Below are 22,442 nucleotides of genomic sequence, written 5' to 3'. Positions count from 1 at the left end.
CCACGCCGGGATCACGACCATGAGAGCATCGTTCGCCTTCGTCACGCTGGCGCTGCTGGCATTCTCGCCGGCCCGCGCCGAGCCGCCGAAACTCGCCGTGTTCGATTTCGAGCTGATGGACACCAGCCTCGAGGGCGAGATGCGGGGGCCGCAGGCCGAAGAGCATGAGCGGTTGATCCGCATCAGCGGTCTGGTGCGCCGGCAGCTTGCGGAATCCGGCAAGTTCCAACTGCTCGACATCGCGCCGGTGAAGGCCGCCGCCGATGCCAGCAATCTGCAGGCCTGCGGCGGCTGCGACGTGCAATATGCGCAGCGGGTTGGAGCGGATCTCGTCATCACCGGCGTGATGAGGAAGATCTCGACCCTGATACTGAACCTGACCATCTTCGTGCGCGACGTCCATACCGGACAGCTCATCACCGCGATGAACGCCGATCTTCGCGGCAACACCGACGAATCCTGGACGCGGGCGACGAGCTACCTGATACGCAACCGGCTGCTGGCGCCGAACTACGGGAAGCCGCAATGACCTCGGCTCCATTCATGCCTTCAGGCGCGCGGCGTGCCAGCGCAGGTGATCGTCCATGAAGGTGGAGATGAAGTAGTAGCTGTGATCGTAGCCGGCCTGGCGGCGCAGGGTGAGGGGAATGTTCGCCTTCGCGCAGGCGGCTTGCAGCAGTTCCGGGCGCAGCTGCTCGGCCAGAAACGGGTCGGCATCGCCATAGTCCACCAGGAGATCGGGAAATCTGGCGCCGTCCTCGATCAGCGCGACCGTATCGTGCCTGCGCCACGCCCGCTTGTCATCGCCGAGGTAGCCGCCCAGCGCCTTGATGCCCCACGGCACCTGCGAGGGGGCAACGATCGGCGCAAATGCGCTTGCCGCGCGGTAGCGATCGGGATGGCGCAGCGCCACGGTCAGCGCACCGTGGCCGCCCATGGAATGGCCGAATATGGATTGCCTGATGGCGTCGGCCGGAAAATGCTCGGCGACCAGCTTCGGCAGCTCTTCCGTGACGTAGCTCCACATGCGGTAGTTGCGTGCGAACGGCTGCACCGCTGCGTCGACATAGAAGCCGGCGCCGAGCCCGAAATCATAGGCGTTTTCGGGGTCGCCCGGCACGCCCTCGCCGCGCGGACTGGTGTCCGGCGCGACGAAGATCAAGCCGAGCTCGGCGCATGAGCGGCGGAATTCGCCTTTTTCCGTCACGTTGGCATGGGTGCAGGTCAGTCCCGACAGATACCAGACGACCGGCAGCCGTGCTCCGGCGGCGTGGGGAGGGACATAGACCGAAAAGGTCATGTCCGTGCCGGTCTGGCGGCTGGCATGCTTGTAGACGCCCTGCGTGCCGCCGTGCGACTTGTTGAGCGAAACGGTCTGGATTGTCATGACCCTCGATTCCGGTACCGCGCGGCTCGATCTCAGGCCACGCGATTCTCGATTGCGAGCCGCACCAGCTCGGCGGAGGTCCGCACGCCGAGCTTCTGGCGCATCATCGAGGACGTGTTGGCGACCGTCTTGTAGGAGGAATGCACCAGCCACGCGATCTCGGCCAGGCTCTTGCCGGCACTGAGCAGGCGCAAGATCTCGATCTCGCGCGAGGTCAGCTTGGCAAGCGGACTTTGCGCGTAGGCGGGTCCTGCGAAGGCAATGCTTCGTGCCATTGCCGGCGGCAGGTAAACCCCGCCGCTTCCGACCTCGCGGATGGCGTCGGCGAGTTCCTGCGGCTCGCCGGACTTGGAGACGTAGCCCTTGGCGCCGATCTCGATGGCGCGCGCGGCGAACACCGGATCGTCGTTCATGCTGAAGATGACGATGCGCGCGGATGCGTCTCGCCCGAGGATGCGCCGCGCCAGTTCATAGCCGGACACGGTCGGCAGATTGATGTCGAGAACGCAGACGTCGGGATGCTCGTGCTCGAAGACGCGTTCGCCGCCCTCGGCGTCGGATGCTTCCAGAATTTCGACGTCGGGGTCCCCGGAAAACAGCGCGCGGCATCCCGAAGCCACGATGCGATGATCATCGACGATCAGGACGCGCATTGGCATTGCTCCCGAGCACCACCGCGATATCATTGCCGCACCGCGCAGGATGCCCGGCTGCGCCGGGTTTACCGTCGACGGGTCATGCAACGCGGGCGACGCTGTTGTACGCTCCGATGTTGTACGCTTCGATTAGATCGCTGCCGTTTTTGTCTGTCAACGTTCCCCGCGAGGGAGAATCGAAGACGACTTCGCTCCCGGGCAAGAACGATTTCACTCCTGGACAAACGCCATGTGGCAACAACTCTCATTGCGCGCCCGGATCAATCTGCTGCTCGTGCTCGTCCTCGCGCTCGGGCTGGCCATCAACGTTACGCGGCTGGTGCTCGAGGCGGGGCCGCGCGTGCAGGCCGAAGACCAGAGCGTGATACGGCTGGCGCGCGAATTCCTCGAGACCATCGTCGCTGAAATTGACGAGGCGCCGGATCCCGAGGCGCGCCTGAACCAGATCGTTCGCGACCTCAACCGGTTGCGCCATGTCAGCATCACGCGGCAGGGCAGCGCCGTCGACGGCTCCGCGGGGACCGATCGCGCCGGCGATGCTGGGCGTTCCGCTCCCGCCTGGTTCGTGGCATTGGTTCATCCGGACAAGACCGCCGTGAACGTGCCGATCTCGATCAAGGGCAGGCCGGGCTCGTTCGTGATCACATCCCATCCGAACGACGAGGTGGCGGAAATATGGGACGGCATCGTCACCCAGCTGCTGGTCGGCTCGGGTGTCGCGATCGTTCTCTTTCTTATCACGAGCATGGTGGTCGGGCGCGCGCTCAAGCCGATCGAGGCGCTTTCGCGCGCGATAACCAAGATCGAATCCGGCAGCTATGACACCCGCGTGAAGCCGGAGGGCTCGCCGGAGCTCGCTGCGATCTGCGAAAAGCTGAATCACCTCGCGGCTGCGCTGGGGGCCGCCGTCGACGACAAGCGGCGCCTGGCCGAACGCGTGGTCTCGCTGCAGGACGCAGAGCGCAAGGAAATCGCGCGGGAACTGCACGACGAATTCGGCCCCTATCTGTTCGCGCTGCGCGCCCATGCCGGCGCGCTGACCAAGATCGCGGATGCGGGCGAGCCAAATCTCGGCGCGCTGCGCAAGCATGGCAACGCCATCCTGGAGCAGGTGGACGCCTTGCAGCAATCCAATCGCCGGGTGTTGGAGCGGTTGCGCCCGGTGGGCCTCGCGGAACTCGGGCTGCGCGAGGCGCTCGGCGCTCTCCTGCGTCTTTGGGGCGAGTCCCACCCCGGTGTCGTCGTCGAAGCGGCGATTTCGCCGTCGCTCGGCGAGACCGGAGAGACGGTTGACTTGACGATCTATCGCATCATTCAGGAAGCGCTGACGAATGTTTTCCGCCACGCCGACGCTTCGCGCGTCAGCGTCACCGTCGAACCCGCGGAGGCGGAAACGGCGCGGGGAACGCTCGGCTGCGCGCGGGTGCGCGTCAGCGACGATGGCCGCGGACTGAAGGCAGATCACAAGCTCGGCCTTGGCCTCACCGGAATGCGCGAGCGCATCCTGGCGCTTGGCGGTTCTCTCGACGTCGTATCCCGCGAAAGCGGTGTGACGATAGAAGCGCTAATTCCCAGGGGCGCCGCCTGCTGAACCGGGAATTTTTCCCGGTTCCATCGGGAAGAATGCGCGCGGGGACTTGGACCTTTTGAACGTAGCGCAACTTTGCCGACGTCTTAATATCGCTCGCATCTGACCGGCAGGGGACCACGGAGCCGGTATGGTGGGGACAGGTAGATGGGTGCTCGATTCCGGTTGATCGGAACGTTGGCGACTGGCGTGCTCGCGGCGAGCGATTGCGTTCAGGCGCAGGACGCGGACAAGCTGCAGGCCCTGCCTGACGTCGAGATAGTCGCCCCGGCGCCGGCAGGCGCCAGGCCGTCCGGTAGCAGAGGCTCGCCTCGGGCAGCCCGGGTCGTGCGGAGGGTCCAAGTCTACCCGACGGCGCCAACGCCAACGACGCCAACGTCAACAGGCGGCGCTGGCGGGGCCATAGACGCCGACAAGGTGCCGGCAGCCATCAACGCGGTCGGTCCGAACCAGATCGCGCGAACCGACTCGCTGAACATCGCGGACGCCCTGCAGCAACAGGTTCCGGGTATCATCATCAGCGATACCACCGGCAATCCATTCATGCCGGACATCCAGTTTCGCGGCTTCGTGGCGTCTCCGGTCTCCGGTACTCCCCAGGGACTGGCGGTCTACCAGAACGGGATGCGCATCAACGAAGCGTTCGGCGACACCGTTCATTGGGACTTGATTCCGACCGCTGCGATCAGGTCGGTCACCGTGGTAACCAACAATCCCGCCTTCGGCCTCAACGCGCTTGGCGGCGCCGTCAACGTGCAGATGAAGAACGGCTTCAACTACCAGGGCGCCGAAATCAACACGATGGGCGGCTCGTTCGGACGCGTCCAGAGTTCGGCGCAGTACGGCAAAGAGATCGACAATGTTTCCGTCTACGGTGCCTTGGAAGGACTGCGCGACAACGGCTTTCGCAATTTCTCGGAGTCGGCGATTCGCCGGTTCTACGGCGATGTCGGCTACCGCACCGATAGCAGCGAGTTTCACCTCAACGTGGGTGTAGCCAAGAACAATTTCGGCGCGGCTGCGGCCGTGCCGGTCGAACTGCTCGACAAGTTCTGGGGCGCGACCTACACGACACCGCAGACCACGGACAACCGCGTTGCCTACGCCAATCTGACCGGAAAGGTCGAGGCGACGCCGACCTGGACGATCGAAGGCTCGGCGCGCGTCCGCGCGTTCCGGCAGAAGACGGTGGACGGCAACCCGACCGAGACGAAAGTATGCGCGCCTCCCAACGACGCGTTTCTTTGCTTCAACGACGACACTTCCTTTGCAAACGGCCTCAACGGGGTCCCGATCGTAAATCCCTTCCCCGCCGACGCCGTGCTGGGACAGATCGACCGGACGACGACCCGTTCGACCACGACGGGAGCGACGCTGCAGGCCACCAATACCGACCAGTTGTTCGGGCACAACAACCAGTTCATGGTCGGCGCCAGCTTCGACTCCGGGGTCACCCGCTTCGGGGCCAGCGCGGAACTGGGCACGATCGGCACCAACTACGTCGTCAACGGCAGCGGCGTATTTCTCGGGCGATCGGGCGATCCGGTTTCGATCGGCCCGGTCGATCTTCGCGCCACCAACCGATACACCGGAGTCTATGCGCTGGACACGTTCGACGTGACGGATGCGCTTTCGATCTCGGGCGGCGGGCGCTTCAACTATGCGAGCATCGTCCTTCAGGATTTGATCGGCACCGACCTCAATGGCAGCCATACGTTCAGTCGTTTCAATCCGATGATCGGCGGCACCTACAGGATCACGCCGGGTTTGACGGCATATGCTGGCTATTCCGAAGCCAATCGCGCGCCGACCCCGCTGGAGCTCGCATGCGCCGACCCGGCGCGCCCCTGTATCGCTGCCGCATTCCTCATCGCCGACCCGCCGCTGAAACAGGTCGTCTCGCGCACCGTCGAGGCCGGTTTTCGCGGAACGACGGAGCTGAATATCGGAACGCTCGGATGGAAGGTCGGCGCGTTCCGCGCGACCAATGTCGATGACATCCTCGCAATCCCGAGTCCCCAGCTGCAGGGATTTGGCTACTTCCAGAACGTGGGCCGGACACGACGGCAGGGCATCGAGGCACAGGTCAATCTGACATCGAAGACGCTGCAGCTATACGCCAGCTATACCCTCGTGGATGCGCGCTTCCTCGACGCCCTGCAGCTCGGCTCCCACAGCCCGTTCGCCGACGCCGACGGCAACATCCAGGTTCTGCCGGGCAATCGAATTCCGGCGATCCCCCGCAATCGCTTCAAGGCCGGTATCGACTACTGGATGACTGATGCCTTCAAGGTTGGCGGGGACGCGCTGCTTGTCAGCAACCAATACTTTGCCGGTGACGAATCCAACCAGTTCCCGAGGTTGCCGGGCTATGCCGTCTTCAATCTCCACGCCTCGTATCAGATCAACAAGACGTTCCAGATCTATGGGCGCGTGAACAACATCTTCGACAGGCGTTACGCGACCTACGGCACCTTCTTCGAAAGGGATGACATCCCGAATTTCGCAAACGGCGGCGCGGAATTCACCGACCCGCGTACGGTCAGCCCGGCATTGCCGCGCGCATTCTACGCAGGCTTGAAGGCGACGTTCTAGAGCATGATCCGGAAAAGTGTGAAGCGGTTTTCCGAAAAGATCATGCTCAAACAACAACCTAAAGCGCGATGACGATTCATCCCAATCTCATCGCGCTTTACGGCTGACGGGAGCCGCGCGGATCAGGCTTGGGTCTTGGGAACGTATTTGCCCAAAACGCACTTGTAACGTTCCAGCTTCCAATCGTGATACGGCCCTTTGGCGAGCCAGTCGGCGATGCCGATTTGCGCATGGACCGAGCAGGCGCTCATGGTGATGCCGGACTGCTCACTGGTCGTAACGACCTTCTCCAGGCAAAGCTGGCCGTTGCAGAGAATAGCGACGAGAGTGACGAGCATGGTGACCTTCGTTGGTGAAAATGCCGGTTCGGACTATGCAGAGCTCATGCCACTGTGGCCGTGCCCCGTAGTTTACCGGGGGCTTCGCCCGCCGAGGCGGGCAAACCCGACCGACGGAGTCGGCTCGATGCGCCACAGCCGCCCGAACCGGCAAGCCATTGTGCGCGCGCCGGGTTCTGAAAGCGTTGAGCGCGCAGCGAAATTTCTCTCTGCAGGCAGAACGTCGCGTTAGGTATTGCAATTCAGTGGACAAACGGATCAGCCCCCCGGCTGTGTGCCCACTATGGGCTGATTCCAGCGGTCAGCCAATTGTCCGTGGGCTGCGTCCAACGGGTTTTCCGGCGGTCATGCGGCCCGGTTGCGGGCCGACGATCCCAACCGCTCGTCGGCAGGTCATGGCGGGATGGATTCGATGACCCCACTATGTCGGCATTCTCGATGGCGAGGGATCCTGAGCCGCTATCTCTCCGGTTGCCGGCTCAGAAGCTCGGTTTCAATGCCGACAATTCGAGCGAAACGCACAAAGCCTCGACGTGAATTGCTCGTCGGACCCCAGGCCAGCAAATCGACCTGGCTCGTCTTGTTGAAAAAGACGTAGGCCAGATAGCACCCGCCGACGATCGAGGCGTCGGCAATATCCACTATATCTCGCGGGATGAGCACGGGGCCGCTCTCGACTTGAAATTCCGATGCATCTTTCGTGCGCGTGTTGATGTGGTTGACCGGGAACTCCAGATTCCAGAGCTCACCGCGGTGGCCGCGGGCCTTCAGTCGAGCCGATATCGGCCACGACCGCGCGACGGTCCCTGAGTCCAGGGCTCTTGTCTCGATGGGCTTTGCCGCATGTCGTGGCGCGTGAATATCGAACGACGAGAACGCAGCCTCATGGTCGGCTTCGCTATCCCTGCTTCCGGAGGATACATCCTCCCTGACGATCGCATGCCGTTCGCGCCTTGCGATGAGCTGATACGAGTAAGGTGGATCCAGGGGCAAACGGTCTGCGCCGAAGATATTCCCAGCCATCACGGCAGGCGCCAGGTATATGCAATCCTCGGCCTCCTGCTGACAAGCCGTCGCGATCACGCGCCAGCTTCCGCCGATGCCTGCTTTGGTTGTCCATGAAATGCGTGCCCGCTCGAAATCCAAAGCTTGCATCCTTGATGCTCCCGGGTTGCCGCCACGCGATGCTCCGAGGCTGGCTCCCAGGCCTGCCGCAACGAGCAGTGCATGACGGCGAGTCATGCTGATCATCGATCGGAACTCCGGAATGGGTGCCCCCTGGATTGGAACACGAAGCCAACCGCCCGAACATGATAGCACCGGCCGGTTGGGTGAAGAAAACCGGCGTCCGGGAGGCGCCGTCGTGGGACGCATACGCGGCCTCCGACCTCGGCATGCGCGCGGTGGCTCCGGATCTTGAAATCCGCACGCCGGCCGAATTGCCTTCACTGCTGCTGCGAAGCTGACCGCGGGTCCTGCGGGCCTGACCGCTAACGAGTCACTTAGGCGTGAGCCGAAGTAACCATTGGCGCCGAGCTTGCGAAGCTCAATACGGGCGACATGCCCGTGAAGCAACACTGGAGACCTTCGATGAAGAAGCTCGCATTCTTGGGTTCGGCTTTCGTCTTGACGGCCGGCTTGACGATCCTTTCCAGCGCAATGCCGGCCAGGGCGGATGCCAATGCCGCGTACTGTGTCACTTTCTACGGGAGAACCGACGGACGCGAATGCAACTATTATACGCTCGCCCAATGTCAGGCCGCGGCCTACGCCGGCGGCGGTTCATGCTCGGCAAATCCGTTGGCCGCAGCGGCGCGCCAGCGTGATCGCGCCGCACGTTGACCGCATGCGCCGCGAGCCCGGGCTCGCGAGCGCGCCCGGCCCGGGCATACACTATGTCGCCGTCGTCAGGTCGACTTGCACTGCCGCCAGAAGCTCTGCGCGACCCGATCGGGCAGAACCCCGGGGGTGGCGCCGAACTCGGGATAACCTCCGTTGCGGGAGATCCATCCGTTCAAATCCGAGCCGAGCGGAATGGGCCGGCCGAAGTTCGTCTTGTGGTAGGCAAAGACGGCGCGCGAGGTGATGCAGACCTTGGAACGCACCAGAGAGGCCAGCGTCATGCAGGCCGATGCGCAATATCCGTCGATCACGACGCTCTTGCGCGCCCCGTTCTGGATCGCCGCTGCGGCCGCCCGGAAGTCGACGATGCGGCCACCGTTGCTGCCGGATATGACGCAGGGATCGCTGCAATTTCCGATTGCGCGGGCGATTGCCTGCGACCCTGCATCGTCGTGCGGGGCGGCGGCGGCCGGTGATGCCGTGAGAACTGGTGATGCCGCGAGGGCGAGAACCAGGCATGCCATTCCAAACGAAAGCTTCATGTGATGCTCCTCCTGCGAGGGCATCACTAACAACAAAGTGTTTTGTTAGACTGAACGGGCGGGAACAGGTTGTCCCCGAAATCCCAATTACTTGTTAACCCGCAAGAAAATGCTAGACTGTGGCTTCTGGGAATGCGCTTGGCCGATACTGCCTGTAGGGCTTACGTCGATGCAGTCGCAACCTCTCGTAACCGCGTTGATCAATACGTACAACTACGCCAGATTCCTGCCGTTTGCGATCAACAGCGTTCTGAACCAGACCTACAAGAACATCGAAATCATCGTCGTCGACGACGGCTCCACCGATCACACCCCGGAGGTGTTGCAGCACTACGGCGACCGGATCAGGACCGTCCGCACCACCAACGGCGGCCAGGCTCACGCGTTCAACGTGGGCATCCCCCTGGCGCGCGGCGAGCTGCTGATGCTGCTCGATGCGGATGACGCCTGGCTGCCGACCAAGGTGGAGCGCATGGTCGAGTTCGCGGCCGAGCGTCCCAATGCGGCCATGCTCTATCACCGCTTCCAGAATATCGACGCCAAGGGCAAGGAAATCGGCGTTCCCCAGCCCATGGCGCTGACGGACGGCGACTATCGCAGGAAATACATGCGAAGCGGCGGAAGCTGGTGGAGCCCGATCACGTCGGTCCTGGCGTTTCGTCCCGAGCACATCCGCCGTGCGCTGCCGATCCCGACCTACGCGCACCGCGAGGGCGCCGACACCGTCCTGACCGACTTCTGCGCCGTCACCGCGGAAATCGCCGCCCTTCCCGAGACGCTTGCCTTGCGGCGGCTGCACGGAACGAATCTCTACGCCAACGGCCGCGACGATCGCACCTATCGCTCCAGGGAGATCCGTGAAAGCGACGTCCGGCGGGTGGAATGGCGGATGTTCTCGCTGCGCCAGGTCCTGACCAGGGCCGGAACGGCGTTCGACATCAAGCTCGATCACAACGAATGGCGGATCACCAATCTGTACTGGCTCGGCCGCGCCCCGTTGTACAAGACGCTATGGGCCAGCCTGCGATGCCCCGAACACTCGCTCCGCGATCGATGGCAGCGGTTCAAGTGGGTGATGCACAACAAGCGGATGTATCGGGAGCGCTAGCCAGAGCGTGATAGGTGTCTGGTTGAATCGGTTGCCCGTCAGACCCGGTTCACCTCTCCCAAAGGGTCCCAAAGGGAGAGGTGGCCTCCCAACGCCGCTCGAGTTCAACCTCGTCTCACCAGCTCTAGCTAGGCGAATTCCCGCACCTTCTCGATCTGTTCGATCATCGCCGGCAGCGCGTCGCCGATGTCGGTCTGGGCCAGCTGGCGCGAGTGATGCTGGGCTGAAACCGGCAGCGACGTGTCCCGCAGCAGATCGTGCAAGGTCGCGGCCATTTCCTCGATCGATATGGTGGGCGATTTGGACCAGGTGATTCCCATCCAGCCCACCATATAGTTCAGCATCTCCTGCTCGGCCGTCCACGGCATGACGAGCTGCGGACGCCCGACGACGAGGCACTGCTGGGTAACGTCCTGCACGCCGTGGTGTAAGAGCACGCTCGCACACTCGGCCCGCTCCATCAGCGATCCGTAGTCCGGCCACAGCGTCACATACGGCTGCTGCTGGAGAAACCTTCGCATGCCGGCCGTCGCGCCGGTGATGCAGACATCGAGCGGAATGTCGCGACCGAGCCCCGCCAGCGCGAGGATCAGCATCTCGATGTTCGGACAGTTGACGTCCAGAAAGGCCGCAATCCGCTCGCTTTGCGGCGGCAGGCTGGGATTTGGGATCGCGCCGAGCAATCCGGTCGTGTGGCTGCTGCGCAGCTGCAGATAGGGATCGAGGGCCGACAGTCCGTACAGGATCGGCCGGCACTCGGTAACGAGCTCTCCCAGCGTCGCCAGCGACGGCTGGCCCATGCGCGACAGCACTGCATTGGCGTTGGACAGCATTGTATTGTCGTCGGCCACCGGCGTCGAGTTTGCCGTCAGCCTGGGAAAGGACGTCCCGAGCGCCGGCGGCAGCATGCTGCCGTTTCCGACCGCGAATGTCGGTGCATGGGCGCGGCCCACGAGCCAGAGGATCGGTGTGCCGATCCCGATGATCGCGTCCGGCTGGATGCCGGCAAGCCCGGCGTTGCAGACCGATGCCAGCGTCATCAAGGTCTGCTTGTCGTCGAAACCGACGACTGCGAGGCGGTCGGCGAAGCCGTCCGTCGAGGGCCGTTTCATCACCAGGTGCGGTGCCGCGCGCTTTGCAGCGGCCTGATGCAGCTCCGATGTGATCGGCGAACCCGCCTGGTCCACCAGGGCTACGGGATCGCCGGCCAGATAGATGACCTGATGTCCGCGGCTCGTCAGTGCGTTGCCGATGCGCAGCGCGTCGCGCAGCGATTCGGACGGTGCGTCGAGGTCGCAGCCGATGACCAGCCGCAACACCCGTTCGGCTGGATCGCGGCGTTTGCCCGCGTCGGGCGGTAGGCTAGAGCCATGCATAATCGCGTTCGCGCGCCGGCCGCGGCCGGGGAGCGCCCTCCGTGAACCTGGTCTCGTCAGTCCATTCGAATCCGTCCCTTGCCAGCAGTTCGACGAACTCTGCGTGCGAAGCGCGGAAACTCTGTCCTCGCGAGACATCGAGATCGTTCGTGAACAGCATGAACTCGCGCATGACCTCGTGATTGAGGGGAGTGGTCAGCTCCGAAAGGTATCGGGCAAGGGACAGCACCTGCGGCTTGGTGTACGGATGACAGCCGTTGTCGTGGTACTCGAACAGCCGCTCTGCCGCCCGCTCGCGCACGCTCGGAGACAGATGATGGATCGCGAGTCGATCGGGCAGGTGCAGGATGTTCATGGTGATCTCCATGCCCATCGTATCGCAGTAGCGGCACAAATCGACCAGACGCAGTATGTTGTAGGCCTGCACGACCGGCGGGACCTTGCAAACCAGCCCGTGCTCCAGTTTCAGCTTGCGAACGTTCGCCTCGACGTTGCTCCAGCGCGCCGGGAAGCGGATGTATTCATAGTCGCTTCCGACCGCATCTAGGCTGAGCAGCAGCTCGACCCGCCGGAACTTCTTGATTCTCCCGATGTCGCTGGCGTTCACCGCCGTGCAATTGGTGGAAAGCTCGAGATGGATGTGGCTTGCCGCGCCGGTCTCGACCAGGTGCTCGAGGATTTCGGAGACGCGTTCATTGATGAGCGGCTCGCCGCCCGTGATGTACAGACGCTCGAGCTTGTCGACCGATCCGAGGACGTCGTCGAAGACCTTGGCGTCGTCCATGTACCAGGGCCGTTCCTCACCCGCCTGTGCGGTCAATATCTGCGGCCGCATGAAGTCCGTAGCCGCGCCCGCCAGCAGGCGGTGGATTACGATCGAGCTCAGCGGAACGCCGCGTTCCGTTGATCCCTCCGGGGACTTGCTGCTGACGATCTCGACGATCAGCTCCGTGCCGATCCGGCTGCCCCTCAAGTCGATGGGCAACAACGTGCCATTCTCCTGCAAGCTCCCGCTTGCAACCGTCCGATCGTTGACCACGACCTGGTACTGCCGGTCGCGCGGGCCTTCGGCGTCGAACGATATCTCCAGCTCGGTGAGTCTCGTGTCCGGACTTATCGGAATATTGAATATGGCGTGACCGTCGGTCCAGCGAAGCAGCGATCCGTTCTTGTACTGGTGCGGATGGAGGCCCGAGGCGCGTACCCCGATCCGCGGCTCCGGTCCTATCCTGGCCGTATCGCCGCGCCAGATCGCGTGCAACGGGTCGACACCGCCGCTCCATCTGCTGTGCACCGGATCCCGCTCGATTTGCGAGCTTGCCGCGCCATAGCACATCCGGCACTTCAGATTGCAGAGGTTGCTGATCTCGAGCTTGATGAACCCCGGACGCTCATCCATCCGGTATCCCGAGGCGATCGAGCTCCGCGACAGCGCGGCGATCGAGACGGGCCGCCCATCGATCGGCTCGACGCCGGTATGGGTCCGATAGCTCTGGCCGCTCTTGGCTTCGCTCTCGTAGCAAACCTCGCAGGCCGGCACGCGTTCGCCCTTGACCATGGCGCGCCGGACCTTGCGCATGTAGGCGGAGTTCCAAACTTCGTCCATCGAGTGAACGTTCAGCGACATCGGCGCGCCGTGCTCGCTCACCAGCTCATGGGCGACGCAACAGATGCGAGCTGTCCCTTCCGGCCCCACGCAAAGATGCTGGAAGGGCAGCGCGCAGAACGTGTCTTGACGCTGATTGTACGCGGTCACATTCACGAACCCGGTCCTGCACCGCCACCGCCCGGTCCGCCGGTGCCGCCTGGGCCTGCTGCTCCAGGTCCGGTCTGACCGACTTCTTCTTCAGCGCATCGTCCGTTGGGCAATCGGCCGTACTCGCAACGCGTCTGTTTTCTCCTTTGGGCGATCAGCACCTTGTCGCCGAAGTACATCTGCAAACCGATCGTGACGAATGCGTCCGCCTCGCCGGGTCGCGCGCCGTCGGCAAAGACCGACAGCCTCGACAGCACGCCGAACTCGCTTTCGGCCGTCGCATTCATGGAAAGCGTCGTGCGTTCCATATCGAGCCGCGCGCCGCCGGTATGCGCCGAGGCCGGAATGGCGGACGCCGCCGAGATCGCGAGTGCAACGGCGCCGGGTGTGCGCCATCGGCGAATGAAGCGGCTGAGCCTGGCAAGGTATCCTGCCGTCTTCGCGTCGACCGGCACCAGCGTTTGTCGCGGCAGCACCGAAACGACCCGGATGCTTCCCTCCCAGCCGCCGGTCACCGCAACGGCTGAGGCGATCCTCGACTGAAGGTCGGCGAGGTTGCCGCCACGCGCCAGGACCAGGATGCTGCGCGAAGCCGGATCGCAGAAGATTCCGTCGACCGCCCTTCCGAGCGCGGTGCGGCACGACTGCGCCGAGGAAAGCAGCTCCCTGGCGCGCGCCACGATCATCGTCGGATCGTACAAAATCCCGTCGGAGAAGGGCCGGAGCCAATGTTCCAGGGAGCGCGGAAAGGCGAGCCGATAAAGCCTGTGAGTCCGCACCGACACGCGAAGCTTTGCGGAAGTTTCCGATAGCGCGGAACGGATGCCCGCTCTCAGTTGTTCGACGTCGCTTTCGGCGGCCACGTGCAATGTCAGCCGCGAACCGCCGGTATCGCCTGAGGCTGCGAAGATCGGGGCGCCTTCCTTCAGCAGCGCGTCAATGAACTCACTCCTGTTAGCGGTCATGAGCCTTACTCCCGACACATCATGGGCAACACGCCCAATTTGTGTCGAGCGTACTGCGAGCAAGCCGTGCGTGCAGGGTCAATTAAGGCTAGGCTTCCGAAGGGCCTACTCCAGACGGGTTACCTCCATCAGCTTCGTTTCACCTGGCGCCCTGCAACGAAAAATTGGCTGGCACACTGGCTACAACTCACCGGCAGGCTTCCCTCCCGCTCGACCTTTGGATTTTCGCCGCCGCGATGCCGGCCGTAGCCGGCGCAGCGGGCGCAAGGTGACGCCGGCGGCGGGAAGTACCTCTTCTGCGTCGCATGCACGGATCGGGAAATACGTATCATCGCGCGTCGACAGGCGCGATCCGGGCGCAGCGGCGTCGTTCGACAAAGGTTTTCGGAACGTGGGTCCCGGAGCGACACATCATGGATCATTCAGCCGGCTCGAGCCTGAACATTGCGCCAGCCACCGCGGTCCCGGCGCTTCCGGACGCAATGGGAATTCCCCGCCGTGTCCTGGTGACCGGTGGCGCGGGATTCATCGGCTCGCATCTGTGCGAACGCCTGCTGCAAGCCGGCTGCGAGGTACTTTGCGTCGACAACTTCTACACCGGAACCAGGCGCAACATCGAACATCTGCGCGACCACCCGCGGTTCGAGGTTCTGCGTCATGACGTGACCTTCCCCCTCTACGTCGAAGTCGACGAAATCTACAATCTCGCCTGTCCGGCCTCGCCCATTCACTATCAATGGGATCCCGTGCAGACCACCAAGACCAGCGTGCTCGGCGCCATCAACATGCTGGGCCTCGCCAAGCGGCTGCGAGGCAAGATCCTTCAAGCCTCGACATCCGAGATCTACGGCGACCCCGAGGTCCACCCGCAGCAGGAGTCCTATTGGGGGAACGTGAACCCGATCGGGCCGCGCTCCTGCTACGACGAAGGCAAGCGTTGCGCCGAGACGCTGTTCTTCGATTACGGCCGGCAGCACCATCTGCGAATCAAGGTCTTGCGGATATTCAACACCTACGGGCCGCGCATGCAGCCGAACGACGGTCGCGTCGTCTCGAACTTCATCGTCCAGGCCCTCAACAACCAACCGATAACCGTATATGGCCGCGGTCTGCAGACGCGCTCGTTCTGCTTTGTCGACGATCTGGTCAGGGGAATGATCGCCCTGATGAACACGCCGGCCAGGATCACCGGGCCGATCAACTGCGGAAACCCGAACGAGTTCACGATCCGCGACCTGGCGGAGAAGGTGATCGAGATGACCGGCTCCCGGTCGCGGATCGTCCACCGTCCGCTGCCGCAGGACGATCCGAGACAGCGTCGGCCGGACATCAGCCAGGCGCAGGAGCTGCTGAACTGGCGGCCGACCGTGATGTTGACGGAAGGCCTGCAGCGAACCATTGCCTACTTCGAGGAATTGCAATCGAAGCAGGGCAGGCGCGTTCGAGAGAACCGGTCGATCGCACGGCAGCGATCCGCACCGAGGCAGAAGCTGCGCGAGCCGTCGCAAAGCCACGCGACCGCTTCCTGAGAAGCGGGGTCGGCTGCTGCGACGTCATTGGAATTCGGCGTCGCCCGGTGCGGATGTCCGGAGCTCTTGCCGGCGTGAGCATTTGCATGCCGGAGAAAATCTGTCGTCGGCGACGCCGCGGCGATGCCGCTACTTGCCCGGCCGTGTCGTCCGAAGGGCTTTTCCGGTCTTGCCGGGCGCTCCGACGTCCTGCGCTCCGACGTCCTGCGCTCCGAACGGCTTGAATTCCGAGATTGCCTTGTGGTGATTGACGAGCGGCCCGTCGATGCTCGAGACCGGTAACGTACGGTTGCCGTCTTGGATGTGTTTCTGCGTTCCGTTGTTCAACCCCCAGATTGCGGCCTGCGTTCGGTTCTGAACCCGGATCTTGCGAAGGATCGCCTTGACGTGGACTTTGACGGTCGCCTCGGTGATGTCCATCTTGCGTGCGATGCACTTGTTGGAGTCGCCTTCGATGATGCAGAGCAGGATCGATTTTTCCCGCGGCGAGAGCAGGCGCGCGCCCGGCTCTCCCGTCGCCAGCAGGATCGGCACGCCGTTCTGCTCATCGGTGCGATCGTCCGTGCCGCCGTCCGTCGGAGGGGTGTTGGAATCGAGGATGAATGACAGGAACGCCGGCGGGAAGATGGTTTCGCCCAGCATCACCAGCTCCAGGGATTTGACGAACCTGTCGCAGGTGGTCACGTTGACGAAGTATCCGTTTGCGCCCGTGCGGAATGCCGCGGTCAGATCCTTCAGCCCATAGTGATCGGCGACGATCGCAATCCGTCCGTCCGGATACCGGCTTCTGAACAGCTCGATCTGCTCGAGCGCGGCGTCGAAGTCATCGCCGGTGTGAACGATCAGGCAGAGTGGGGGATGTGGTGTCGATTTGCCCGGCTGCAGGTCGTCGGCGCTCGATATGGATGCCAGGATGCGAAAGTGCGACGCGCGCAGGATTCTGGCGAGTCCTTCCTTCAGCAGTATGCTTTTTCCAATGAGTATGACCGGAAGAGTGCGCTGCCTCCGCATGGTGGGTACTCCCAGCCTCGACGCGAAGCCGGCCCGGTGCCGCGGCACCGGGAGTCTCACGTATCGCGATTTCGTCGAGGCATTTACTACTTGTGATGCTTGCTCGAAGCGAAAATCCTGTATCGTAGCTGCCGAAAACCGGGTGTCGGCGCCAAATTGCATCAAGTTTGTGAAGCTTAGATTCGAATTACCATTAACCCTATATACCATTTGTTATATACTGGTCGTGCATCGCGTGGTGCAATGCCGCAACGATACCTCGAATATCTTGGGGTTCACGGGGTTCGAACGGGGAGGGCTGCTGAGGGCCACTCATGCGTTGCACCCGGCTGGTAATCGCAGATCGATATCCCATCGTTCTGCAGGGCTTGGCGTCAGTGTTCGCGACGCTGCCCGATTTCGAGATCGTTGCGTCGTGCAGTGACGGAATGAGCTGCGTCGAGGCGATCCGGACTTTCGCCCCCGATGTCGCACTTATCGAGGACTCGTTGCCCGACGTGACGGCGTCCGAGATCCTCGCCATTGCCGGCGCCGGCAATTTTCGCACGCGGCTGGTCTTCTTCACCCCGGAAATCGAGCATGGCGATCTCGCCGCGGCCATCGCAGCCGGTGCCTGCAGCGTGATTCCGAAGCATGCGAGCGCCAAGACCGTGGTGCAGTCGCTGAGGGTGGTCGCGGCCGGCGGCACCTTGCTGCCGGGGCCGGCGCCGGGTCTGGTTCCGGCAGCCGACAAGGAAGCAAGCGGCGCCATCGCCGAGAATATGCTGTCCGCGCTGACGGAGCGCGAGCGCGAGATCATGCGTCTGGTTTCCGAGGGATTGCCGAACAAGGCAATCGCGCGCCGGCTGAGCATTTCCCAGGGCACGATCAAGGTGCACCTCCACAACATCTACCAGAAGCTCGCGATCCACAACCGCACCGTGCTGGCGGCGCTCGTCATCTCGCAGCGCTGAGCGGGCGGCGATGCGAAGTCGCGGTTTTGCAATCCGCTCCGTCGTGAGCAGTGATCGAGCTCGCACCAGGACATGCCGACGCTATGATACCCGACGCGCCGAGCGAAGCGATGCGGCAATGTCGGCGATCGATCTGAAGAGGATTAGCGGATCGTCTTTCGAGGGAACGAAGCCGCGTCGTGTCCAGAACGCGGCAGCTTCCTCGTCGACTGCGTTGACGATCAGCGCGCGCCCTCCGATGAGGCCCGCGGCCGTGACGCACCGTTGCAACGCGTGCTTGAGCAGGCCGGTGCCGATGCCCTTTCCGATCCAGTTCCGATCCGTCGCTAGCTGTCCCAGCAGCAGACAGGGAACAGGGTCGGGCGGTTGACCGGTCCGGATGGAGCGCGGCACGCGTGACGGCAGGATGGCTGTTGGCGCAAGGCCATAATAGCCGACGACCCGATTCATCTCGTGGACGACAAGAACGGCCGTAAAGCCCTTCTCCTGATTGGAGAGCGCCCGCGTCTTGAGCCACCGATCGAGAGACGGCTTGCCGCAGGAGAACTCGTCCAGGATATGAGCCGGCGTCATTGGTTCGGGGCCGGAGATGGCCAAGTCTCAGCCCTTCTTGTTCGAGCCGCCCTTCTTCCTCGACGCGTTCTCTTCAAGCAGGCCGGTATCCACTTCGCTCGAACGCGTCTCCCATGGCGCCGCGCGCTGAAAGAGTTCGACCATTTCCGGCACGGGGACGGCCGGCCCGGACAGTGCCGCCATGAACGCCTTGAAGCCGGCAGGGCTCATCCGGATGGGCATCGTCTCCATCAGCACGTCCTCGGCCGCCCGCACCGCTGCGTCGCGCACGAAGTCCGTGCGCGAGCGGCCGCGCAGCGCCGCTGCCCGGTCGATGACGGCAATGTCGGTTTCCGGCAGCCGCATCGAAAGCGGATGCTCCTTGCGCTCAACGGGTCGGGGCATGAGGGACCTCCATGGCAGCAATATAAAGCTTGTAGCGCGTTTTGCAATACGATGGGGGGCGATCAATTGCCGCCCGCGCTCAAACACGGGGATGCGATCCAGTGCGAGCGAAGAAGGCCCGCAAGCCAACGGCGGCGTAGGTGGTGGGCGAGGTGGAATTGATTGCTCACACCCGCTATTTGCTTCTCGGCGATGTTGCCAGTCCGAGGAACACGAGCACCGCCTGATTGAGGCGCACGACATCCTCATCGTCCAGGCGCCCGATCCGCGTCCCGATCTTGGATTTCGGAACGGTGGTTATCTTGTCCACCATGAGACGGCAGGGCGCGTGCAATCCGTTGCGTTCATTCGGTACGACAGGGAGCCTGAACAGCGGTGCATCGGTCTCGTCCGTCGTGAACGCGCAGATCGTGATGGAGGCCGTTGCGTCGAAACTGTCGTCCTGAACGATGACGACGGGTCTCGCCTTGCCCGCATACCCCTTGCCGCCTGCGACGGTCCAGATATCGCCGCGCTTCATTCATCATCCGAAGTCAACGCCGAGACGGAATCGATGAACGCCTGATCGTCGCGGCCGCGAGAACTGGCGGCAACGGCAAGCGACTGGCGGTGCGCCGCCGAGCGGAACGCAGGCGCACGCACGTCCGGGACCCAAATCTGGATCGGGCGCAGTCCTTGCCTGCGCAGCCGTTCGCGATGCGCCCGTACCTTCACTCGGGAAGACTTGGCGCGGGAAGACCTTGGCTTCGATGCCGACGCCATGACAAGTTTCCCCGATTTGGTTACATGTAACCTTTACATGATCGAGAGGACTCTGCCAAGCACCTTCGAGCTCTTGAGAATCCAAAATTACATCGTTATTTCAATGATGTAGGAGTACGCAGTTTTACTCGGAGTGGCGCGCCAGCAGATCAATAGCTTATTTGTTGATCGACATGCCGTCTAATATCCGTGAAATAGACATCGGCGTACGCGGCGATTTGTGCTGGTTCAAAATGCCAGCCTCCGCGATGCTAACAGCTAAGGCAAATTCACGCCCTCCGCTCCAACTGTCCTGACGGCTTGCTTCTTGCCTACGGACTAGCACTTGTCTTTTTTTGAAGTGCGGAACGGTGGGGTACAGCACAGAAGTTTCCCACCATGCCACCCTCACACGTCCACGCGGGTGCGTGGGGTCCCAACGGGTCCTTCGAAGAGAGTGCGCTGGTAAATGAAGGTTGTTGGAAAATTCCAACCTTGTCGAAGAAACAAGGATGACATGTCGCGAGCAGCATACGTGTCCAGTCAAGGCACGACGACACGCGCCGTGAAACAGCTTCCACAAAGCGCATGGACGCAATGTTCCACGGATGCGGAAGCGACTTTTCGCGAGGGTGGATAGTGGCTCTACAAGCAAAAGGCGCAGCGCCCCGAAAGCAGCACTACGTGCCACAGTTCTACTTGCGCAAGTTCACGGGAGCCAAAGACATGCTCTTAGTGTTCGACCGTGAGAAAAAGGAGACGTATCGCTCCAAACCTCTCGGCGTCGCAGCACAGCGTGATTTCAACCGCATCGATGTTGAGGGTATGGACGCTAACGCCGTCGAGAACGTGTTGTCTGAATTTGAGGGTGAAACCGCTCCCCATCTGGACCGGGTAATAGCGAATAAGTCGATTGCCGACCAAGGCGACCGATCAGCAATTGTGAACCTCATGGCAGCAATGACGTTGAGAAATCCAAAACGTCGGCAAGTAATGGGCGAAGTCATCGGGAATTTTGCCAAAAATTTCTTCGGTAGAAAAGAGAACTACGACAAGTATGTCGCCGACATGAAAAAAGGCGGCAAGGAGCCCGAGTTCACGCTTGAAGAGCTGAGGAGCGAACTAACAGAGTCGACAATCACGGTTCCCAAAGAGTCGATTATTGCTGCGGAGATCGATCACCACGACCATGCGGCCAAGCTGCTCTGGGACAAGAAGTGGCAGACCGTAGTCGCTCCTGATAACTCAGGCGGGTTTGTAACGACCGACGACCCGGTCTGTATTCGCTGGACTGATGGTCAGGAACACGCCGATCGACCAGGCCTCGCTGAGACAAATTCGGAGATACTGTTTCCACTCTCACCAAAGCTCGCCCTGCGAGGGCGTGCGGAGGGCGACGAGACCGTGGTCAATGCAGATGCTGTCGCGGTGGCCGAGATAAACAGCCATATGATTGGCAACGCGATCCGGCAGGTTTACGCCGACGACCACGTATTCAAGTACGCACGGGGTGAGTCACGAGAGCTTAAGAGTGGTGCTACGTTGCTCCAGGACGACGATTTCATGTCGGCTGGCAAACCAGCCAAGGACACTAAAATCGTCGCTCTAAAGTCCGTATAGGCTGGCCTCGGTAGATGGGGCGGCATCACCGCGACGCTGCATCGCCATGCAACGATGGTTGCGCGGGACTGGCTTTCAAGCTCACATGTTCGGAACGCCATTCCTTAAATGATTGTGCGTCACGAAACGACAATGCCCGGTCGGCCATCACTTCGCATGAGCGCAGCTCGATGTTCTTCCATACCCAGCCTTGACGACACTTCTCCGCAAAGAGCCTCTCTATCGCTTGGCGGGCTTCCTCGGCTTTCGCTTCGGCCACTTCGGGATCATTGTCGGTGTCATAAAGCAAGGTGACGACAAGATCGTAAGCGTCGTTATCGCCGCTGCGTTCATTTTCCCGCCCTTCGTCAACGTCGAAAAACAACGCGCGAAGATATTTGCCGAACTTGGCGCTTATGGCTTTCAAGCCACTTTCAACGCCAGTTGATCTCAGCCGTCGATTGAACTCATCTGCGAACGCGGACCGCTGGTACCGTGCAACTAACCACCGTTGGAGTATGACTAGTTCTTCGTACGACAGATGCACATGCGAGTCGGGGTCGTGCTGCAGTAGAGAATTTTTTGGAATCGCCATCTTCGCTGTAGCGGAAATATCTATCAAGATAGGCGTTGAGCCGGATGAACATTCGAGATGAAGCCGACGAGTATTCTTTGCAAAAGTGTAATTGCCATCCACCTTGCCGACCTTGCGACCGACAATAACCTCAATCGTTGGTTCGGTATCCGGCGGTTGAGACAAATCGCAATCATGCGATATGACAATGGCGATGGTGGATTCGGAATCGTCGCCCGTCAAGAGACCCAATTCGCTGAGCGCCTGTTTGGGCAATAGATGGCCTTGACGCCATTTGGTGCTGCTATCCCAAATGGCCATGCCTCAGCTAGCTTTCCTCATTGTGCATCGGCACACCCATTACGGCGGATCCTATCTTTCGGTCTTTTCGCGCCGCAAGCCGTGCTTGCAGTCGATCCCTTTGTTCACTCTCCCGTCGAAGCATCGACACAAGCGTAAGCGCTGCGTGCTCTGCGTCGCCCCCGTCCTTCACAAATTCAATAAACGTCTTGCCGCCAGCTAACTTTCTGCGAAGCGCAAACACTGGATTTGGCACTTCTGCCGCTACTGCGTCCGCAGCGCGGCCCAAGCTCGAAAGCTTATCGGCATTGTCGGCAGCAACCGGTTTCCCCGATAGCCAGTCGTATACAGCCTGTCGCGAAACTCCGACAACAGTTGCGAGCTCGGTGACGGTCAATTTGAGAACTTCGCGGACACGCGCAATATCCTCAGTTGGCGTGCGCTCGGTAACGTTTTGCTTTTCGGGAGAATCGTAGCGTGCAAAGGCATATCCCTTGTCGCCTTTGGCGCGATAATACTCGCCTGTTGCGAGGCCGCCAGTTCCGACCTGCAAGGCAACAGTGGCGGCAGCAAAAACAGCACCTGAAAACCAACGCGCAGTCGGTGTGCTAGGGAGGGCTGTCAT

24 protein-coding genes are annotated in these 22,442 nt (G+C 62.0%); 9 read left to right on the top strand and 15 right to left on the bottom strand.

Annotated features, from left to right (window positions below; genetic code table 11):
* The first annotated feature begins 19 nt into the window (after positions 1–19).
* Positions 20–529 (top strand): DUF3280 domain-containing protein, encoded by a 510-nt coding sequence (locus ACT4OC_RS27425; protein ID WP_444842185.1) that lies wholly within the window; start codon positions 20–22, stop codon positions 527–529.
* Positions 530–541: 12 nt separating this feature from the next.
* Here the strand turns inward: ACT4OC_RS27425 and fghA are convergent, their stop codons facing one another.
* Both fghA and ACT4OC_RS27415 read right to left on the bottom strand, forming a co-directional pair.
* Entirely contained in the window at positions 542–1,387 is an 846-nt protein-coding gene (gene fghA, locus ACT4OC_RS27420; protein WP_444842184.1) for an S-formylglutathione hydrolase, read from the bottom strand.
* A 32-nt stretch (positions 1,388–1,419) separates the two neighbouring features.
* Complete coding sequence (locus ACT4OC_RS27415; RefSeq protein ID WP_444842183.1) at positions 1,420–2,040, bottom strand: response regulator transcription factor; 621 nt, start codon at positions 2,038–2,040, stop codon at positions 1,420–1,422.
* A 232-nt stretch (positions 2,041–2,272) separates the two neighbouring features.
* Between ACT4OC_RS27415 and ACT4OC_RS27410 the strand changes: the two genes are divergently transcribed.
* Together ACT4OC_RS27410 and ACT4OC_RS27405 are read left to right on the top strand one after the other, a co-directional pair.
* Positions 2,273–3,634, top strand: a complete 1,362-nt coding sequence (locus tag ACT4OC_RS27410; RefSeq protein WP_444842182.1) for a histidine kinase — start codon at positions 2,273–2,275, stop codon at positions 3,632–3,634.
* Between the two features lie 144 nt (positions 3,635–3,778).
* Positions 3,779–6,226, top strand: coding sequence for a TonB-dependent receptor (locus tag ACT4OC_RS27405; RefSeq protein ID WP_444842181.1), 2,448 nt, complete (start codon positions 3,779–3,781; stop codon positions 6,224–6,226).
* 122 nt (positions 6,227–6,348) lie between these two features.
* Here ACT4OC_RS27405 and ACT4OC_RS27400 read toward each other — a convergent pair whose 3' ends face one another.
* Complete coding sequence (locus tag ACT4OC_RS27400) at positions 6,349–6,564, bottom strand: hypothetical protein (RefSeq protein ID WP_444842180.1); 216 nt, start codon at positions 6,562–6,564, stop codon at positions 6,349–6,351.
* A gap of 459 nt (positions 6,565–7,023) precedes the next feature.
* Positions 7,024–7,815 (bottom strand): hypothetical protein, encoded by a 792-nt coding sequence (locus ACT4OC_RS27395; RefSeq protein WP_444842179.1) that lies wholly within the window; start codon positions 7,813–7,815, stop codon positions 7,024–7,026.
* 32 nt (positions 7,816–7,847) lie between these two features.
* On the opposite strand from ACT4OC_RS27395, the gene ACT4OC_RS27390 reads away from it, so the two are divergent.
* Complete coding sequence (locus ACT4OC_RS27390; RefSeq protein ID WP_444842178.1) at positions 7,848–8,030, top strand: hypothetical protein; 183 nt, start codon at positions 7,848–7,850, stop codon at positions 8,028–8,030.
* Between the two features lie 124 nt (positions 8,031–8,154).
* Positions 8,155–8,406, top strand: a complete 252-nt coding sequence (locus ACT4OC_RS27385) for a DUF3551 domain-containing protein (protein ID WP_444842177.1) — start codon at positions 8,155–8,157, stop codon at positions 8,404–8,406.
* Between the two features lie 65 nt (positions 8,407–8,471).
* Here ACT4OC_RS27385 and ACT4OC_RS27380 read toward each other — a convergent pair whose 3' ends face one another.
* The gene (locus ACT4OC_RS27380) at positions 8,472–8,948 is read right to left on the bottom strand and encodes a hypothetical protein (protein WP_444842176.1); all 477 of its coding nucleotides are present in this window, start codon (positions 8,946–8,948) and stop codon (positions 8,472–8,474) included.
* 169 nt (positions 8,949–9,117) lie between these two features.
* Here ACT4OC_RS27380 and ACT4OC_RS27375 point away from each other — a divergent pair, with 169 nt between their 5' ends.
* Complete coding sequence (locus tag ACT4OC_RS27375; protein WP_444842175.1) at positions 9,118–10,056, top strand: glycosyltransferase family 2 protein; 939 nt, start codon at positions 9,118–9,120, stop codon at positions 10,054–10,056.
* Between the two features lie 128 nt (positions 10,057–10,184).
* Here the strand turns inward: ACT4OC_RS27375 and ACT4OC_RS27370 are convergent, their stop codons facing one another.
* Genes ACT4OC_RS27370 through ACT4OC_RS27360 form a run of 3 tightly spaced genes read right to left on the bottom strand, consistent with a single transcriptional unit; the run spans position 10,185 to position 14,153 of the window.
* The gene (locus ACT4OC_RS27370) at positions 10,185–11,372 is read right to left on the bottom strand and encodes a hypothetical protein (RefSeq protein WP_444842174.1); all 1,188 of its coding nucleotides are present in this window, start codon (positions 11,370–11,372) and stop codon (positions 10,185–10,187) included.
* 46 nt (positions 11,373–11,418) lie between these two features.
* Entirely contained in the window at positions 11,419–13,194 is a 1,776-nt protein-coding gene (locus tag ACT4OC_RS27365; RefSeq protein WP_444842173.1) for an SPASM domain-containing protein, read from the bottom strand.
* Positions 13,191–14,153 (bottom strand): hypothetical protein, encoded by a 963-nt coding sequence (locus ACT4OC_RS27360; RefSeq protein ID WP_444842172.1) that lies wholly within the window; start codon positions 14,151–14,153, stop codon positions 13,191–13,193. The genes ACT4OC_RS27365 and ACT4OC_RS27360 overlap by 4 nt, the downstream gene beginning before the upstream one ends.
* A gap of 482 nt (positions 14,154–14,635) precedes the next feature.
* Between ACT4OC_RS27360 and ACT4OC_RS27355 the strand changes: the two genes are divergently transcribed.
* A complete protein-coding gene (locus tag ACT4OC_RS27355) occupies positions 14,636–15,682 on the top strand; it encodes a UDP-glucuronic acid decarboxylase family protein (protein ID WP_444842196.1) in 1,047 nt (348 codons plus the stop codon).
* Positions 15,683–15,811: 129 nt separating this feature from the next.
* Here ACT4OC_RS27355 and ACT4OC_RS27350 read toward each other — a convergent pair whose 3' ends face one another.
* Positions 15,812–16,741, bottom strand: coding sequence for a LuxR C-terminal-related transcriptional regulator (locus tag ACT4OC_RS27350; protein WP_444842171.1), 930 nt, complete (start codon positions 16,739–16,741; stop codon positions 15,812–15,814).
* Between the two features lie 266 nt (positions 16,742–17,007).
* Here ACT4OC_RS27350 and ACT4OC_RS27345 point away from each other — a divergent pair, with 266 nt between their 5' ends.
* Positions 17,008–17,646 (top strand): LuxR C-terminal-related transcriptional regulator, encoded by a 639-nt coding sequence (locus tag ACT4OC_RS27345; RefSeq protein WP_444842170.1) that lies wholly within the window; start codon positions 17,008–17,010, stop codon positions 17,644–17,646.
* A gap of 81 nt (positions 17,647–17,727) precedes the next feature.
* Here the strand turns inward: ACT4OC_RS27345 and ACT4OC_RS27340 are convergent, their stop codons facing one another.
* The 4 genes from ACT4OC_RS27340 to ACT4OC_RS27325 all read right to left on the bottom strand — a co-directional run bounded on the left by ACT4OC_RS27340 (position 17,728) and on the right by ACT4OC_RS27325 (position 19,365).
* Positions 17,728–18,243 (bottom strand): GNAT family N-acetyltransferase, encoded by a 516-nt coding sequence (locus ACT4OC_RS27340; protein WP_444842169.1) that lies wholly within the window; start codon positions 18,241–18,243, stop codon positions 17,728–17,730.
* A gap of 3 nt (positions 18,244–18,246) precedes the next feature.
* Positions 18,247–18,564, bottom strand: a complete 318-nt coding sequence (locus tag ACT4OC_RS27335; protein ID WP_444842168.1) for a type II toxin-antitoxin system TacA family antitoxin — start codon at positions 18,562–18,564, stop codon at positions 18,247–18,249.
* 214 nt (positions 18,565–18,778) lie between these two features.
* Positions 18,779–19,123: a type II toxin-antitoxin system PemK/MazF family toxin gene (locus tag ACT4OC_RS27330; protein WP_444842167.1), complete on the bottom strand. Its 345-nt coding sequence runs from the start codon at positions 19,121–19,123 to the stop codon at positions 18,779–18,781.
* Positions 19,120–19,365 (bottom strand): antitoxin MazE family protein, encoded by a 246-nt coding sequence (locus ACT4OC_RS27325; protein WP_444842166.1) that lies wholly within the window; start codon positions 19,363–19,365, stop codon positions 19,120–19,122. The genes ACT4OC_RS27330 and ACT4OC_RS27325 overlap by 4 nt, the downstream gene beginning before the upstream one ends.
* A 567-nt stretch (positions 19,366–19,932) precedes the next feature.
* Between ACT4OC_RS27325 and ACT4OC_RS27320 the strand changes: the two genes are divergently transcribed.
* Positions 19,933–20,964: a DUF4238 domain-containing protein gene (locus ACT4OC_RS27320; RefSeq protein ID WP_444842165.1), complete on the top strand. Its 1,032-nt coding sequence runs from the start codon at positions 19,933–19,935 to the stop codon at positions 20,962–20,964.
* A gap of 25 nt (positions 20,965–20,989) precedes the next feature.
* Here the strand turns inward: ACT4OC_RS27320 and ACT4OC_RS27315 are convergent, their stop codons facing one another.
* Together ACT4OC_RS27315 and ACT4OC_RS27310 are read right to left on the bottom strand one after the other, a co-directional pair.
* A complete protein-coding gene (locus ACT4OC_RS27315; RefSeq protein ID WP_444842164.1) occupies positions 20,990–21,838 on the bottom strand; it encodes a hypothetical protein in 849 nt (282 codons plus the stop codon).
* Positions 21,839–21,845: 7 nt separating this feature from the next.
* A complete protein-coding gene (locus tag ACT4OC_RS27310; RefSeq protein WP_444842163.1) occupies positions 21,846–22,442 on the bottom strand; it encodes a helix-turn-helix domain-containing protein in 597 nt (198 codons plus the stop codon).

Source organism: Bradyrhizobium sp., from assembly GCF_052389815.1.
Classification (GTDB): domain Bacteria; phylum Pseudomonadota; class Alphaproteobacteria; order Rhizobiales; family Xanthobacteraceae; genus Bradyrhizobium.
Note: the sequence above shows the minus strand (reverse complement) of the source record. Positions and strands in the feature narration are given on the sequence as shown.